The sequence below is a fragment of the Agarivorans sp. QJM3NY_33 genome (genome assembly GCF_050870865.2).
Lineage (GTDB): Bacteria > Pseudomonadota > Gammaproteobacteria > Enterobacterales > Celerinatantimonadaceae > Agarivorans.
Genome location: NZ_CP194039.2, coordinates 2296605 through 2312923 on the forward strand (window position 1 = coordinate 2296605; position 16319 = coordinate 2312923).

The 16319-nt window shown below is 42.7% G+C and carries 12 protein-coding genes; 6 read left to right on the forward strand and 6 right to left on the reverse strand.

Features of this window, described 5'->3' with window-relative positions; genetic code table 11:
• The first annotated feature begins 126 nt into the window (after positions 1 to 126).
• Positions 127 to 1143 carry a class 1 fructose-bisphosphatase gene (gene fbp, locus ACRRSY_RS10365; RefSeq protein ID WP_432452951.1) on the forward strand — a complete coding sequence of 339 codons (1017 nt, stop codon included), beginning with the start codon at positions 127 to 129 and terminating at the stop codon, positions 1141 to 1143.
• Positions 1144 to 1157: 14 nt separating this feature from the next.
• On the opposite strand, the gene ACRRSY_RS10370 is transcribed toward fbp, so the two are convergent.
• Complete coding sequence (locus ACRRSY_RS10370) at positions 1158 to 1952, reverse strand: DUF1853 family protein (protein ID WP_432452952.1); 795 nt, start codon at positions 1950 to 1952, stop codon at positions 1158 to 1160.
• A gap of 136 nt (positions 1953 to 2088) precedes the next feature.
• Between ACRRSY_RS10370 and ACRRSY_RS10375 the strand changes: the two genes are divergently transcribed.
• The 4 genes from ACRRSY_RS10375 (at position 2089) to ACRRSY_RS10390 (ending at position 4880) form a co-directional block, all read left to right on the forward strand.
• A complete protein-coding gene (locus ACRRSY_RS10375) occupies positions 2089 to 2292 on the forward strand; it encodes a DUF2517 family protein (RefSeq protein WP_432452953.1) in 204 nt (67 codons plus the stop codon).
• A gap of 90 nt (positions 2293 to 2382) precedes the next feature.
• Positions 2383 to 3135: a Nif3-like dinuclear metal center hexameric protein gene (locus tag ACRRSY_RS10380; RefSeq protein WP_432463123.1), complete on the forward strand. Its 753-nt coding sequence runs from the start codon at positions 2383 to 2385 to the stop codon at positions 3133 to 3135.
• 156 nt (positions 3136 to 3291) lie between these two features.
• Positions 3292 to 3483 (forward strand): bacterioferritin-associated ferredoxin, encoded by a 192-nt coding sequence (locus tag ACRRSY_RS10385; RefSeq protein WP_432452956.1) that lies wholly within the window; start codon positions 3292 to 3294, stop codon positions 3481 to 3483.
• 470 nt (positions 3484 to 3953) lie between these two features.
• Entirely contained in the window at positions 3954 to 4880 is a 927-nt protein-coding gene (locus ACRRSY_RS10390; protein WP_432452957.1) for a branched-chain amino acid transaminase, read from the forward strand.
• Between the two features lie 120 nt (positions 4881 to 5000).
• Here ACRRSY_RS10390 and ACRRSY_RS10395 read toward each other — a convergent pair whose 3' ends face one another.
• From ACRRSY_RS10395 to sbcB, 5 genes are all read right to left on the reverse strand, one after another.
• Positions 5001 to 6389 (reverse strand): hypothetical protein, encoded by a 1389-nt coding sequence (locus ACRRSY_RS10395; RefSeq protein ID WP_432463124.1) that lies wholly within the window; start codon positions 6387 to 6389, stop codon positions 5001 to 5003.
• 2 nt (positions 6390 to 6391) lie between these two features.
• Positions 6392 to 7567 carry a formate-dependent phosphoribosylglycinamide formyltransferase gene (purT, locus tag ACRRSY_RS10400; protein ID WP_432452959.1) on the reverse strand — a complete coding sequence of 392 codons (1176 nt, stop codon included), beginning with the start codon at positions 7565 to 7567 and terminating at the stop codon, positions 6392 to 6394.
• Between the two features lie 10 nt (positions 7568 to 7577).
• Entirely contained in the window at positions 7578 to 8423 is an 846-nt protein-coding gene (gene cdd / locus ACRRSY_RS10405; RefSeq protein WP_432463125.1) for a cytidine deaminase, read from the reverse strand.
• Positions 8424 to 8691: 268 nt separating this feature from the next.
• Entirely contained in the window at positions 8692 to 9234 is a 543-nt protein-coding gene (locus tag ACRRSY_RS10410) for a hypothetical protein (RefSeq protein ID WP_432463126.1), read from the reverse strand.
• A 78-nt stretch (positions 9235 to 9312) separates the two neighbouring features.
• Positions 9313 to 10725 carry an exodeoxyribonuclease I gene (sbcB, locus tag ACRRSY_RS10415; protein WP_432463127.1) on the reverse strand — a complete coding sequence of 471 codons (1413 nt, stop codon included), beginning with the start codon at positions 10723 to 10725 and terminating at the stop codon, positions 9313 to 9315.
• A gap of 377 nt (positions 10726 to 11102) precedes the next feature.
• Here sbcB and ACRRSY_RS10420 point away from each other — a divergent pair, with 377 nt between their 5' ends.
• Positions 11103 to 16181, forward strand: a complete 5079-nt coding sequence (locus ACRRSY_RS10420; RefSeq protein ID WP_432463128.1) for a PAS domain S-box protein — start codon at positions 11103 to 11105, stop codon at positions 16179 to 16181.
• The last annotated feature ends 138 nt before the right edge of the window (positions 16182 to 16319 follow it).

Genomic DNA, 16319 nt, shown 5'->3' on the forward strand with positions numbered 1-16319 from the left:
AAATATTTTTTTCGCTTATATGTATTACAATTGACTAATGATGCTAGTAATTTTTAATAAATACTTGCAAAATAACTGTGGAGATTGAAAAGGTTTTCATGGGCGAGTCAATAAATAGGGATACAAATGATAACTCTGGGTGAATACATAATTGAGAAGCAGCACCAGTTTCCTGAAGCTACGGGAGAGCTGACCCAACTGCTTGGGGCGATTCGTTTAGCCGCAAAGGTGGTTAACCGCGAAATCAATAAGGCTGGTTTAGTCGATATTATTGGCGCAACTGGCGTAGAAAATGTACAAGGAGAAGTACAACAAAAGCTCGATCTTTATGCCAATGAAATGTTTAAAGCGGCATTGGAAGCAAGGGGTGAAGTATGTGGTGTCGCTTCTGAAGAAGAAGATGAATTTGTTAGTTTTGATAGTACTCGTTCTATCGACAGTAAATACGTTGTTCTGATGGACCCCTTAGATGGTTCTTCTAATATTGATGTGAATGTATCAGTAGGCACTATTTTTTCTATTTATCGACGGATCAGTCCTTGTAGTTCCCCTGTTGTATTAGAAGACTTTTTGCAACCAGGCTATCGTCAGGTCGCGGCTGGTTACGTGGTTTATGGTTCATCAACTATGTTGGTCTATACCACGGGTCATGGCGTACATGGTTTTACCTGCGATCCATCTTTAGGTGTATTCTATTTATCCCACGAGAACATGACGATCCCTAAAGATGGGATTATCTATTCGATTAATGAAGGGAATTACCTTAAGTTTCCAACTGGGGTAAAGAAGTACCTCAAATATTGTCAAGAGATTGAACCGAATACTAATCGCCCCTATACCTCTCGTTACATTGGGTCTTTAGTGTCTGATTTCCATCGTAACTTGCTTAAGGGTGGGATCTACATTTATCCTTCAACAGCGTCTGCGCCCTCCGGGAAGCTACGCTTATTGTATGAGTGCAACCCAATGGCCTTCCTTATTGAGCAAGCAGGCGGTAAAGCCAGTGATGGCTTTAATCGAATTATGGATATTGAGCCGACTGAGTTACATCAACGTGTTCCTTTTTTCTGTGGCAGTACCAACATGGTTGAAACGGTTGAAGCGATGATGCGCGAATATTCTCTGGACGAGAATAAAGCTTAAGTTATCTCTTATTCCTAACTCGCTTTTGCCCTGATGAACCATTCGTCAGGGCAAACAAAAATTCTTTTCTGTTGTTGTGGACAATACAGTTGCACTGGCCGATCGATTTGCCAGCTTGTTGATTTAATGGGCTCTAACTGATGAGCCGGCGGGCTTAACCATTGCTGTTTATTGAGTTCACACCAATCTTCTCCTCGATGATTTTTTCGCCATTGTTGATGACTATACCAATGGAGACTCTGCAGTGTTTCACTGCGTTCCGGCGCTTGCTCGAACAGATAACCTGACAATATGATGCGCTGTTTAAATTGATAGTGTGAGTAAACTTGTCGTAGTGCTTGGATTTGTGGATGACGGCCGAGAGGGATCTGTTTGAGTAACAGTTTACTTAGCTTGTTGCTTAGCCGATCTTGCAGGTTTGGGCCAACATAATCGTAGGCACTACTGTTACTTTTTACGGCCAAATAAAATTTTAGGGCTAATTCCCAATGTTCAACCTTTTGCTGCCGATGATTTACGAGTAAGAAATCAATCGCACCCAGCGTCTTTCCATTTTCTTGTACGGGGATATTATCGGCTAATAACTGCCAATCGGGATGTCGTTTTATTAAGGCTCGCCATAGCTGTTCAAAATATAAACCTAAACGTGGGTGAGGTTTAATCGAAGGTAATCTGTTTAATTGGTTGAATAGGGCACTTTTCCATTGCTGCTGCCAAGCCAGATTTACACTATAGGGTAGCGAATAGGGAAGTAATGGCCGTGCATTTAAGCACCATTGCAAATCTTCTTGCAAGGTATTTGAATCCATTTATGTTTCTCTTTTGTTATTATATTTACAAATAATCAAACTATAAGTGTTTTTTTTAGTCAATTTCAACGATTTTTGTAGTTTAATTACTAAAATGCAGCTAATATTTTCTGGTCTAACCAGTTGAGGTCGTTCTATGAGTAAACAATATTCTCTCCCGCTTATTTGGCTGCGTCGTAGTGTATTACTACTTGTGGGTACTCTATTGTTCCCATGGATCGCACTATTAGGATTACGAGCTCCATTTTATAGTGCCTTACATCGACAATGGGTTAAACGTAATAATTTGCCAGCTTGGATGCAGCAGGCTGAGCGGATCAATCAGTTTGTTCTGTATTAAGTGAGCTACAGTGATGATATTTAGGCTAAGTACTTGTTTCTAGAGCTTGCTGCTACTTACAATACAGACAAACCATTGTGAGTGAGCCGAATGAAAAATACTCGATTAGAAAATATCCTGAATCAACATCTCGATAGCTTTAAATTTAAAGATTATTGCCCGAATGGTCTACAGGTTGAAGGGCGTGAATCGGTGCAGCGCATCGTTACCGGGGTGACGGCTTGCCAAGCCTTGATCGATCAGGCGATTGCTCATAAAGCTGATGCTATTTTAGTGCATCATGGCTTTTTCTGGAAAAATGAAGCAGCGGTTGTCACTGGTATGAAGCGCCGTCGCCTGCAGGCTTTGCTCAAGCATGATATTAATCTCTATGCCTATCACTTACCTTTAGATGTTCATCCGGAATTAGGCAACAACGCTCAATTGGCTAAGCGACTGGGCATGACACTGACACGGGGTTTAGAACCCTGGGATCCTCGCAGCGTGGCGATGGTAGGCAAGTTGGCTGAACCCATTTCCGGAGAGGCTTTTGCTGCGCAGATCGAAGCCGTGTTACAGCGTAAGCCCTTACATATTTCGAATCAGCGAAAAATTCATAAAGTGGGTATTTGCACGGGGGGTGGCCAGTCGTATTTAGGTTTAGCTGCGGAGCAGGGACTTGATGCCTTTGTGAGCGGAGAGATCTCTGAAAATACGGTACACACTGCCAGAGAGATGCAGATTGATTATTTTGCAGCTGGGCACCATGCCACCGAACGTTATGGGGTTCAAGCCTTAGGAGAATGGCTCGCCGAGCAGCATCAGTTAGATGTTCGTTTTATCGATGTCGATAACCCTGTTTAAACAAGCTACATGGCTTAATTGCGCTGTAAATTTTAGTTGGTTTATTATAGTTCTACAGTGGCGATTATCTGATTTTCTGCTAAATTGTAAAAAAATATTGCGAATGATAATAGTTCGCAATATAATTTAGCTATTGATGGGGATGAGGATTAATTCATGTTTGTATGTTTATGTCATAGCATCACAGATAAGCAAATTAAGCAGGCGGTTGAACAAGGCTGCGAAAGTTTGAGCGACGTGCGTGAACAGCTCGGGGTTGCTTCCGAATGCGGTCGTTGTGCGCGTATGGCGAAACAGATCATCAACAAACAATTAGAAGTGACACCTAAATATTACCAAGTCGCTTAAATTCCCCGCGGGTAGTTATTTTTGTTTTAATTACCCCCTCCCTCTAAGTTTGAGCTAACGCTTCATCTTCTAAGCCGTTTTCATCATCGTTGTGATGGTTCTATCTAATACCAATCTGATTCATTATATGCTCAACTTATTGCGCAGAATAAAGCGGCTGATACTAGGCACGAAGTGCAGTAACGAGTGGCTCTAATCACTAGATACATCACGCAGCTAACGGTGATTTAGCTCAGCAAGAACGAACTAATCATCAGTTAGATTGGCACCATGTTTAAACCGCGTCGCAAACGTTTTTCGAGTCCGTCCATCAAGTCTCATCAATCAACTATCGCAAACTTAGTTTTGAATTTAATCACTGCTTATGGCCGACCTTATGGTCTAGAATTGTGAGACCTGTTGCAGCGGCACAATGACTCCAATATGATGGTAGCCTGATGATAAGAAGACAGTAATTAGGAGACGCACATATGTCGATGGCAGACCGCGACGGATTGATTTGGTTTGATGGTGAAATGGTACCTTGGCGCGAAGCGAAAGTTCACGTGTTAACCCATACCTTACATTATGGTTTAGGTGTGTTTGAAGGCGTGAGGGCTTATGCCACCGATGATCAGGGCGCGTGTATCTTTAAGTTGCAAGAACATACTGATCGTCTATTCCGTTCTGCGCACATCTTAAATATGAAGCTGCCTTATTCTAAACAAGACATAAATGAAGCGCAGCGGGCAGTGGTAAGAGAAAATAAACTTGCGCATGCCTATTTACGTCCAATGTGTTTCTATGGTTCGGAAGGGATGGGCTTACGGGCTGATAATTTAAGTACCCACGTGATCGTTGCTGCCTGGGAATGGCCAGCCTATATGTCACCAGAGTCTAAAGAATTGGGGATTAAGATCCGCACCTCGTCTTATACTCGCCATCACGTGAATATTGCAATGACGAAAGCCAAAGCCAATGGTAATTATATTAATTCGATGTTGGCTTTAAAAGAAGCCTTGGATTGTGGTTGTGAAGAGGCTTTGTTACTCGATCCAGAAGGTTACGTTGCAGAAGGCAGTGGTGAAAACTTCTTTATGGTGCGTGATGGTGTTATCTATACACCGGAGTTAACCTCTTGCTTAGATGGGATTACTCGCAAAACCGTCATTCAAATTGCGCAAAGCTATGGTTATCAAGTGATTGAAAAACGAATTACCCGCGATGAAGTGTATATCGCTGACGAAGCTTTCTTCACTGGAACTGCGGCTGAAGTATTACCAATTCGCGAATTGGATGGCCGTCAAATTGGTAATGGTCAACGTGGCCCAATTACCGAGCAGTTGCAATCGACCTATTTTGAAGCCGTGACTGGAAAACGTGCTAATTTACTCGATTGGTTAACACCAGTAGCTTAATGATTGAAATAATTGTGATTGAGGCATGCTAAATTTTTTGGCATGCCTGCCATTTTTATACACTCTTGAATCAATCAAAGGTAAGCAATCACCCCTTACAATGAATCATTCCTCCCAACATCAACTATCCTTCGGCTTAACGATTTGATCTTCTTCTCGATGGATCAATAAATCAAAGCCTTTATCGCGCCAGTATTGAATTAGATTAGGCTGTACGCCAAGAATGGCAAGCGCAATATGATGTTCCTGGCAATGCAGCTTTAGTTGTTGCCAAAAGTCTTTATTATCGTTGTTGATATTCAGTAAGATCCACATATCTAAGGATAATACCAAGATGTCGATCAGCTCGAATACGGTTACTTGATTCTTTAATTGAGCGATTAAGTTGGGCTGCCAAGCCAGTTGAAAGTGCTGTTGCTTTAAGCGGATTAATCTCGAAAGATGATCCATCGGTAAATCTGGACTAAAGACTAAAATTTGTTGAGGATAATGCGTTGCGAGGTTATTCAGGGAAGCGTGATTGCTTGTTAGCTGCTGTTTAAAATACGGCCAATAGTTGGCATTGAATAGCGCTGGCTTGCTTGATGGTCTATCAGAGTCGGATGGTTGCTGGAGAATCGGCCAATCCCAATAACCAAATAATTGTTGATCATCAATATTTTTAATCAGGTAACAACGATGCTCGGCGGCTTGTTCTTGCTGGTTGAGTTTATGGCGGTAACGTCGGAAAAATTGACGGCTCAGGTAAGCCACTTGTTGTTGGAATAAGCTTTGCTCGAAACAGGTGTAGAGATTTAAGCCATAATGTTTTGCTAGCAAAATAATGCTACTGCGTAGTCGAGAGTTGCTTTGAAAAACCAAAAATAAGCCGGGGCGATGTAGTACAGAAGCTAAGATTTCGATAACCTCAACCAAATTAGGGTCATTGTCATATACCACGACTAATACTAGATTGGCCTGCCGTAATTGATGTCTTAAATTCTCTTGTTGGGGCCACCAGCGGTGATTATTGGTAAATTGTAAGTGGGACAGTTGTTCTGCGAACGATGAGTCTGGCTCCGGACTATACCAGTAAAGTCGTTTATTATTGAGCCATCGTTGATATTGCCGATTAATTTTGTAACACCAGAAAGTGAATTGTTCTTCAAACTCAATTTGTTCAGCGCAGTAGGTGAAATCCGCAATATCGAAGGCCATATCTGGCAGTTTGCCAACCAAAAATACCGACATTTGCGATTGCTCTTCTAGCAAGTTAGCTAACAGGCTTAACTGAGCACTATTGAGTTGGATGCAGTTAAATACAATGGCATCAAATTCGTTGGTTTGTTGAAGTTGCAGCTGTAGCTCTTCTAAGTGAGAGACTTGAATATGATCGATAGGATAATTGACTTGAAAAAGAGGCTGCTGAAACCACAATACTCGGAGTAGCTTTGAATTAGCGGGTAGAGTAGTTGGCGCTAATAATAGCGCCAGCTCCTCTTCATTTAAAGAAAATGAGTCCGCCGTCATTGTTAGTAATGAACCTTGACCGCTGCTGCAATTTGTTTGGCATGACTAACCGCTTGCTCGATGCTATCGGCGCGATTGAGCGCGACGCCCAAGCGGCGTTGGCCATTAATTTCGGGTTTAGAAAATAAGCGTACCTGGCTATTGGCTAAGTCTAAAGCTTCGCTTAATCCGCTAAACTTAATATCTTTGGATTGGCCTTCTCCCATGATCACCGCCGAAGCGCTGGCGCCAAATTGGTGGATTTGTTTGATCGGCAGGCCCAAGATGGCTTTGGCATGCAGGGCAAATTCAGATAAGTCTTGAGAAATTAAAGTCACCATTCCAGTATCATGTGGGCGAGGGGAAACCTCACTAAAGTAAACCTGGTCGCCTTTAATAAATAGTTCAACACCAAACAGACCATAGCCGCCTAATTCGCTAACAATCTTATGAGCTATTTCTTGAGATTTAGCCAGCGCCTGCTCAGACATTTGTTGTGGCTGCCAAGACTCGCGGTAATCACCATCTTGTTGGCGATGGCCAATAGGTGCGCAAAAATGAATGCCATCGATGGCGCTTACCGTGAGTAAGGTGATTTCGTAGTCAAAATCAACAAAACCTTCAACGATAATTCGTCCTGCACCGGAACGGCCGCCTTGCTGCGAGTAATCCCAAGCCGCAGTGACATCATTACTATTACGAAGTGTCGACTGGCCTTTACCTGAAGAGCTCATTACCGGTTTTAATACACAAGGTAATCCTACCTTGGCGACCGCCTGTTGGCAGTCCTCCAAGCTATCGGCAAATTGATAAGCAGATGTTGGCAGCTGCAATGTTTCTGCGGCTAAGCGGCGGATCCCTTCGCGATTCATGGTTAATTGAGTCGCTCTTGCGGTGGGCGTTACAGCAAAACCCTGTTGCTCTAACTCAACGAGGGTTTGAGTCGCAATTGCTTCAATTTCTGGAACAATGTGTTGCGGTTGTTCTTTGATGATGATGGCTTTTAAGGCTTCGCCATCTAACATATCGATGACATAACTGCGATGAGCAAGGTGCATCGCTGGGGCATTTGCATAACGGTCAACGGCGATAATTTCAACGCCATAACGTTGTAGTTCAATGGCAACTTCTTTACCGAGTTCGCCCGCCCCAAGTAATAACACTTTCGTTCCAGAAACGCTAAGCGCAGTTCCTAACATTTAGATGCTCCTATGTTTTAGAGTAACCATGATGAGTCATGGGTTTTTCAGAATATTCTGCGAAATTCTGTAATTCTTGCTTAAAACTAAACCGATTGTCGTTATGTTCCCATAATTCAAAGCGCTCAACTTTGTCTAAGCTCAGATGATTTAAATTCAGTTGAGATAATAAAGTGAGAAGCGGAGAGAGAGAAGGGCTAAAAGCAACGTTTTCGATATAACAGCTCCAAGCGAGCAATTTATCGCCTTGATAAGCGAACATTGCGCTTTGAGTGTGGCTATAGGGAGCATAACTGGCTTTGGCAAAATCACTCGGCTTATGTGCATCGCTGAGCGCTAAGTGATGTAAAGGAGCAGTAATGCCAAGATCCCCTGGGCCAAATGATTCAGGGAGTAATTGCGGTAGGCGGTAGTTTTGCTGATTAAAGCGGATCTGCAAGTCTTTTGCATTTTCCAGTTCATTCATGAATTGGCGGCAATAACCGCAAGGGGCGGCATTAATCACCAGACTTTCTATCGAGCTGGCTTGATGGCTCAAAGCATTGAAAATAGCACTTTGTTCGCCATGTAGGCTGCCCGTTAATGGGCCATAAGCTAACTCATAGTTTGCGCCCAAAAATAGCTGTTGTTGTGTATCGATAGCAATCGCGCCAACGTTAAAATGAGATTTTGGTGTTACCGCGAAGCTTGCTGCTAAAGGAAGCATTCTTTCAGCAAGCTCGAGAACACTACAACTTAGTTGTTTGCATAAAGCCGCACTTTGAGCACTGTTTAGCATGTGAGGCACTTGTTCAGTGAATAAAACTTGTTGTAAGGCTTGTAGTAAGGCTGGATCTTGGAGCTTGTTAGGTGACATATAAGGTTCCTCGATATTGCTCGCGAGCGATAACAATCATTCGTTTATCAAGTCTTTGATTATAATTGTCGCAACGATCATTGACTTAACATTTCTGTCTATTTTCACCTTAACTCAACTACCGAGATACCAAGGTAACTAAAGATGTTGATCATTGATGATTTGGTTTTTCACGATTGAGCGTAAGGCATTGAGCAAAGTTAGTGAATGAGGATCGAGCTTTACAAGTTATGGATGGGAGACTGGAGTGTTTCAAGTTGTTAGCGTTTTAGTACTTAAACTCAAAACCTAAGGAAAACTTACTATCGCCATAACCAGGAATATCGTGATTAGAAATAATGGTTTTTAGTGAGAGATATTCACTTAATGGGGCAACAAAACCTAGACCAACGGCAAACTCAGATTTGTCGGCTAAGTAGGCTAATTGGCGACGGCCCAAACCATGATAGATGGAGTCTTTATGTAGCTGAGTATAGACTGAGTACTTAGGGTCGTAGATATGGCTAAATAATTCTAAACGAAATGAGTTGAAGGGCGTTTGAACCACTGGAATTGCAACCAGTTCGTATAAGTCAGATTCTGCAAAGTAACTATTGGTTAAGGTGGGAGAAAAATCAGTTTTTTGATAGGCCTGTTCGAATAGATGACCTAACAATGCAAATTGTTCTGCACTCAGCCTCAATAATGAAGAAGGGCGTATGGGTTGCTTATTTTCTGTGGCGTGACAAGTTGTAATACAACCAAACAACAAACTAAGCGCCAAGGCAAATGCCTTGACTGTCGATGCTTTTAATTGCTGAGTTTGTTCCATCAATCGTCAGTAATTGTTGTGATCTAGTGAATCAATTATAGCGAAAGGTTTGGCTTAAGCTAGTTGTTTGCTCACATTTTAAAGTAATTGTATATAGTCATAGAGCCTTTTTAAGATCTGAGTCTTGTTCGGGTCATTTTGATGCTCAATTAATAAGTCCTCTAAGTTTGGTAATATTTGACTCATTTGTTCACTTAATACGATTTGTCGGTGAGCTTGCCATTGCTGAAGTTCGTCTTCGCTTAAGCACTCGGGGTAATTTCTTGCTTTAAAACGCAATAGCAAGCGATTTAAGCGAGGATCGGCAAATTGAAACCGTTCCTTGGAAATTAGATTGGGGTCACTATCGCGTAATACTTGCATTAAATTTTTGTCTGCGTTGCCAACAAATCCTCGGTATAAACTGGTATCAGGATTGTCATCCTCAGCGAATTCACTCTCTAGCGAAAATACTTGGTTCAATTTTTCTTGAATTAGCAATTTATTGTTAACTAATAGATCGAGGCTTTGGCGACATTGTGATCGATTTAAACCCAATTGTTCCGCTCGTTCAGGCGTTAAGGTACTGGCGGGGGCTAACACCGGACACTTATTGGTGTGGACCAGTTTGACCGGGATCGGTAGTTCATCTGCAGCTAAATTGGCACGGGCAGTATAAAGGCGTTGGTTAATTTGCTCAGCGTTGAGCGCGAGTAATACACTGGCGTCTTGGTTCAAATCCACCACAATCATTGCATTTTTATTAACCGGGTGCCAAGCGATAGGGAGGATCCAAGATGCGCAGCCTTGTGTGGCACCAAACATGCCGGAAATATGAACTAAGGGTTTGTTATTTAATAAATCAAATTTTTCTGCAACCACCTTTTTATTCCGCATATTAAGTAAATAGCTGAACAACTTAGGTTGTTTATCTTTGATCAGTTTAGCCATAGCAATGGTTGCATACACATCGGAAACAGCATCATGAGCATTGGCATGGCTTAAACCGTTGGCCGCAGTGAGTAATTCGAGTCGAAAACTCACGATACCATTCGCGTCAGTGGGCCACTCGATACCATCGGGGCGTAGCGCGTAACAAGCACGAACCATATCAATCAGATCCCAACGCGAATTACCATTTTTCCATTCGCGTTCATAGGGGTCGAGAAAGTTTCTAAATAAAGTGTAGCGGGTCACTTCATCGTCAAAGCGAATGCTGTTGTAACCTACGCCACAGGTTCCTGGTTGACTAAACTCTTGGTTAATTTTGTCGATGAATTCGCTCTCTATCATCCCTTTTTGTAATGCTTGCTGTGGGGTAATGCCAGTCACTAAGCAAGCTTGTGGTTGAGGAATGTAGTCATTTGCCGGTTGGCAAAATAATTCAATTGGTTCGCCAATCGGATTTAGCTCCAAATCGGTCCGAATTGCGGCAAATTGGCAGGGTCGATCTCGGCCCGGGTGAATTCCGAAAGTTTCATAGTCGTGAAATAAAAAAGTTTGTTGGTTCATTGGTCTATCGTCACGCTTTGTAGATGCTTCACTGTTTTAATAAAACTAACCTTACCATAAAACAGAGTGAACAAACTTGCTCTCAGGATTGAGTGTTTAGTTTGCATACAGTAAGCCACTTTTTTAATGCTGCTACTTTCATCATTTGAAGTAGCGGGTATTGCTCTAGATTCACAGACTCATTTTGAGGGCCTTTGTTGCAAGTTATTGACTGAGGAACCCATGAAGATGACCTCGAGACCACAAAATGGATTATATAAAGATAAACCGCTTCGAGAGTAACTAAACTATATTTAGAAATATATCAGCAATATAGTTAAGTTTGTTGGTTTTAGCTGTTGTGTTCACTGAGCTGTATGCTATTTCAAGGATGAGATATGACAATGTTGCAGTCGTTATTGACCCTACTGATTTTGTTAATTGTGGTCGGTTTCTTTTTAAATAAATTACGTACTAGTTCTATCGAAAATTTGAGTGCTCTTTTTAGTTCTCGTAAAAGTATATTGGTTATTTTAGTGGTGGTGGTGTCCGCCATTGGTGTGATTGCGGCGATCACTAGTATTGGATTGATGCAATTAAAACATCATCGCTTCGTGCAAGTGGAAAATGTGGTGGAGTCGATACTCGATACCACTGATGCAGGCTTGGATGAATGGATGCAATCGTGGCAAGCGAAAGTTGATATCATTGCTCACGATCCAGCTTTTCAACATTTCTCATATGTGTTACTTGAAGCGGAGCATTCCAAACAAAGTTTAATCGAAAATCCTGCCTTGGCGGGCCTGCGTCAAACCGTTGCTAATTACCGTTCTATTTTTGATGATCTTGGTTTTGTCATTATTTCACAGCAGCGGATTAATATCGCATCGATGCATGACGATGAGATAGGCGAAATCAATGACATTACTCGCTATTATCCACATTTATTAACCCGAGCGTTTGCAGGTGATACCGTGTTAATTCCACCGATCAGGCTGCAAGAGGGTGATCAAGAGCGATTTAAAGGGCCGCGGGGCAATAGCCATTCGACAATGTTTATTGTTGCTCCCATTCGAAATGGTGATGGGCAAGTGGTGGCATTACTTAGTTTACGCTTGGATCCAGAGCAAGAGTTTAGCAGTCTGTTAGAGGGAGCGAGGGTAGGTGAAACGGGTGAAACTTATTTAGTGAGTCGCTCCGGATTTCTAGTCTCACCAAGTAAATTTGAGGGGCAGCTACGCGAACTAGGGCTATTAGAGACCGGTCAATCCTCAGTTTTAAATATTAAGTTACAGGTTCCGAATGGTGACTCAGTACAACAAGAGTGGACGGAGAGTGGTTATGGGGTCCTAAATAAGCAAACTGGGGGAAATTTCGTTCACTATCTTGATTATCGCGGTGTTGCGGTGGTAGGTGCTTGGCACTGGGATAGGGACATGGAGATCGGCATTGTTTCTGAGATCGATTATCAAGAAGTGATGCAAGGCTATTCTCATTTTCGCAACATTGTATTGTTGCTACTTGCTGCAACTCTTACATTTAGTTTGTTTCTGTTTGTCTTAGTGTTTGGTTTAGTGAGAAAGCTTAATTTGCGGCTGAAGCGATCGAATATCGATTTGGAACAACAGGTGAAGCAACGAACTGCGGAGTTACAAGAGCGAGAACAAACCTTATGGGATCTATATGAAAATGCCCCTGTGGCCTATGCATCGTTGTCAACGGAAGGCGTATTTTTAAAGCACAATCATAATTTTGCAGAATTGTTAGGTGTCGAACGCAGTTTTTTTGAACAGCACCGGTGGCAAGATTTTGCTGCTGACCCACAGCAACAGCAAAAATCGCAACAGCTATTAGATGAGGTGATAGATGGCCAGAGTCTGACGGATAGAAACTTGATGATTAAGGCACCAGATGGTCGTGAATTACATCTGAGCGTTAGTATGACACCGCGAAGAAAGGGGAGTAATCAAGTTGCGGAAGTGAAAGTGTCACTTACAGATGTCACCGAACGTTACTTAGCACGGCTTGCGTTAGCGGATAATGAAGAGCGGATCCGAACCATTGTCGACACGATTGCAGATGGTATTATTTTAATTGACCAGCGCGGGATCATCAGTAGTTTTAGTCCCGCAGCCGAGCATATTTTTGGCTATCGTGAGGCAGAAATTGTTGGTAAAAATGTTAATCTATTGATGCCAAATGATATTTCCGTCGACCATGATGCTTATTTGAGCCAATATCAGTCAACAAATGGTTCCTTTGTATTTAGCAATGAACGAGAAGTGTTTGGACTTCGTAAGGGCGGTGAACCGTTTCCTATGGAATTAACGGTTAAAGAGATCTATTTAAAGGGTCAGCGTCATTTTACCGGGGTGGTTCGAGATATCACTGCTCGTAAAAAAGCTCAGCAAGAATTGGCGGATAGTGAGCGGCAATTTAGAACGTTAACCAATAATCTGCAATGCGTGGTGTATCGTATGCAATTACTCGAGGATGGCGGAAAAGATTGGTTATACCTGAGTGAACGTATTGAAGAACAGACTGGCTACCCACATCAAGACTTTATCGGGAAACATCCAAAACGCAACTATCGAGACTTAATTCACCCCGAAGATAAAGCGCAAGCCTTAGCATCGGTGAGTGAGGCCTATCGCCATGGCGGTCAAATATCCCAAGAATTTCGAATTATTGATGCGGCAGGTACTGTACGGCACGTATTACACAAAGCGGTGGTATCACATGACCAAGATAGCCAGCACAGCTATTCCGATGGGGTGATCTTCGATATTTCAGACCTTAAGCAGGTTGAGGCACAACTGCGTGAGAGTGAAGAGCGTTTAGATTCTGCTGCTTCTGGCGCAGGTTTGGGAATGTGGGATTATTACCCGCAAGAAGATCGGATCGAGGTGAATAATATCTATGAAAGCATGCTTGGTTATCAAGCCGGTGAACTTCGGGATGGCGTGGGTTTATGGGCCCGTTTGAAAAATGATACTCACACTTGGTTAAGTTTGATTCACCCGCATGATGTATTGAGTACCGAAGAAAAGTTAGCCGAACATTTAGCCGACAAAAGTGATTTTTTGCGTAACGAAATACGTCTTCGTTGTAAAAACGGCGAGTATCGGTGGATATTAAGTATTGGCCGTGTGTCTGAAGTCGACAGTGAAGGTCGGCCACTGCGGATTAGTGGTATTCATGTCGATATTGATGAAATCAAGCAATTAGAGGAGGCGCTGAATGATGCGAGAGCGCAGGCTGATGCGGCAAGTCAGGCGAAAAGTGACTTCTTAGCCAACATGTCACATGAAATTCGTACCCCTATGAACGCAATTATTGGGATGTCTTACCTCGCTTTGGAAACGCAACTCGACCCAAGACAGCGTAATTATATCGATAAGGTTCATCGCTCTGCGGAAGCCTTGTTGGGGATCATCAATGATATTTTAGATTTTTCGAAAATAGAGGCGGGTAAACTGGATATTGAGTCGGTGGGATTTCGCTTAGAAGACGTGTTAGATAATTTAGCTAATTTGGTGGGCTTAAAGGCCGAACAAAAAGGCTTAGAGTTACTGTTTGATATCGATCCCAATATACCAACGGCGCTGATTGGTGATTCCTTACGACTCACTCAAGTATTGGTTAACCTGTGTAACAATGCTATTAAATTTACCGAACAAGGCGTTGTGGTGTTGAAAATTGAGGGGTCTGAACTGACGGAAAATGCAATACGATTACACTTTGCGGTGACTGATACAGGGATTGGGATGTCGCCGGCACAACAAGAGAAGCTATTTAAACCTTTCTCTCAGGCCGACAGTTCGACCACTCGTAAGCATGGCGGAACTGGTTTGGGCTTGGCTATCTGTTTGAAATTAACAGAACTTATGGGAGGGAAGATTGCGTTGAAGAGTGAGGTTGGTCAAGGGAGTAGTTTTTATTTTGAGTTATCAATGTTGACTCAAGATAATACACTGCTGGTCAATGCCACCACGCATGCCAGCTTATCGCATTTAACCGCCCTAGTTGTGGATGATAACCAAAGTGCTCGACAAATTAACGTACAAGTCTTGCAAAGTTTTGGCTTAAGCGTCCACTCGACCGCCGGGGGGAAAGATGCTTTGGCTTTACTGCAATCCTTTGCGCCGGACGTAACGGTAGACATGGTGTTTATGGATTGGAAAATGCCGGATATGGACGGTGTGGAAACGGTTCGGCGCATCAGACAACTGGGATTGAATCCAGACGTGATCATGATTACTGCTTTTGGCCGCGAAGAGCTGAGTCAAGAGGCCAAAGGGGTACCTCTTGACGCAATATTAACCAAACCGGTTACGCCTTCTCATTTATTTGACACCATTATTCAGGTAAGAAAAATTGAAATATTTGAACAAACACGACGAGAAGTTAAGTTGCAGGGGGCTAATCAAGATATTGCCAACTTAGTCGGAGCCAATATATTGGTGGTTGAAGACAATGATATTAACCAAGAGTTAATTATCGAACTGCTCGAATCAAATCAAATTCATAGTCAGCTATGTTGTGATGGGGCAGAAGCCGTTGAATACCTCAGGACTCACCATGTGGATGGGGTGTTGATGGATTGTCAAATGCCGATTATGGATGGTTATACTGCAACCAAAGTTATCCGCCATCAATTAGCGCTTGCTGATTTACCAATTATTGCACTTACGGCTAACGCTTTGGCTGGCGATCGGCAAAAAGCCATCGATGCGGGGATGAATGATCACATTTCTAAACCGATTAATGTGAATAACTTGTTTGCGGTGCTGGCTAAATGGATCAATCTAGGGGAGCGTCCGCCGGAGACGCAAATACTCGATCATCGCTTGGTACCGCATCATGTTGATATACCCTTACCAGACATAGAAGGTCTCGACACGGTTGTTGGCCTCGCGAATGCTAATGGTAGCAAGTCCCTCTATTGCAAACTTCTTAGCAAGTTCTCTCAGCAGGATGTGATTGATAGCTTAGTATTGGCTAATCTAGAGGAGCGACTTCAGGATGCTGAACGGATCGCACATACCATAAAAGGGGTGAGTGCGACTTTGGGTATGGCGTCTTTATCACAATTGGCGATGTTAATCGAAGGTCAAGCTGAGAGTGGCTTTATTAACGCTATCGACATTGAACAGTTACAAGCCAAGATGGTTCCTTTGCAACAGAGCTTACGAGAATATTTTACAGATAATCCAGAGACGTCGAATGGGGTCGATGATGAGTCTACTCCTGAGGTCTCAGATAAAGCCTTGAGTCTTTGTTTAGACAAACTCGCGACTTTATTAGAAGATTTCGACAGCGAAAGTAATGAATACCTGGATAATCATCATGAAATATTATCTCGATTTCCTCCACTGGCTAAAGAATTACAACGGCTTATTGAAGAATATGACTATGAGGCTGCTGGGCAGATTGTATTAAGTATGCAGCGTCAGTTAAACACCAATCCTGAATGATGAAGATGTCCAAGCAAGACTTGCGAAACAACTTGGGGTAGACTTTCACGATTTTATATTGAATTAGGGGAACGTTGTGACGCAAGAGTTGACTATTATTCGGCCTGATGATTGGCATTTACATTTGCGTGATGGAGC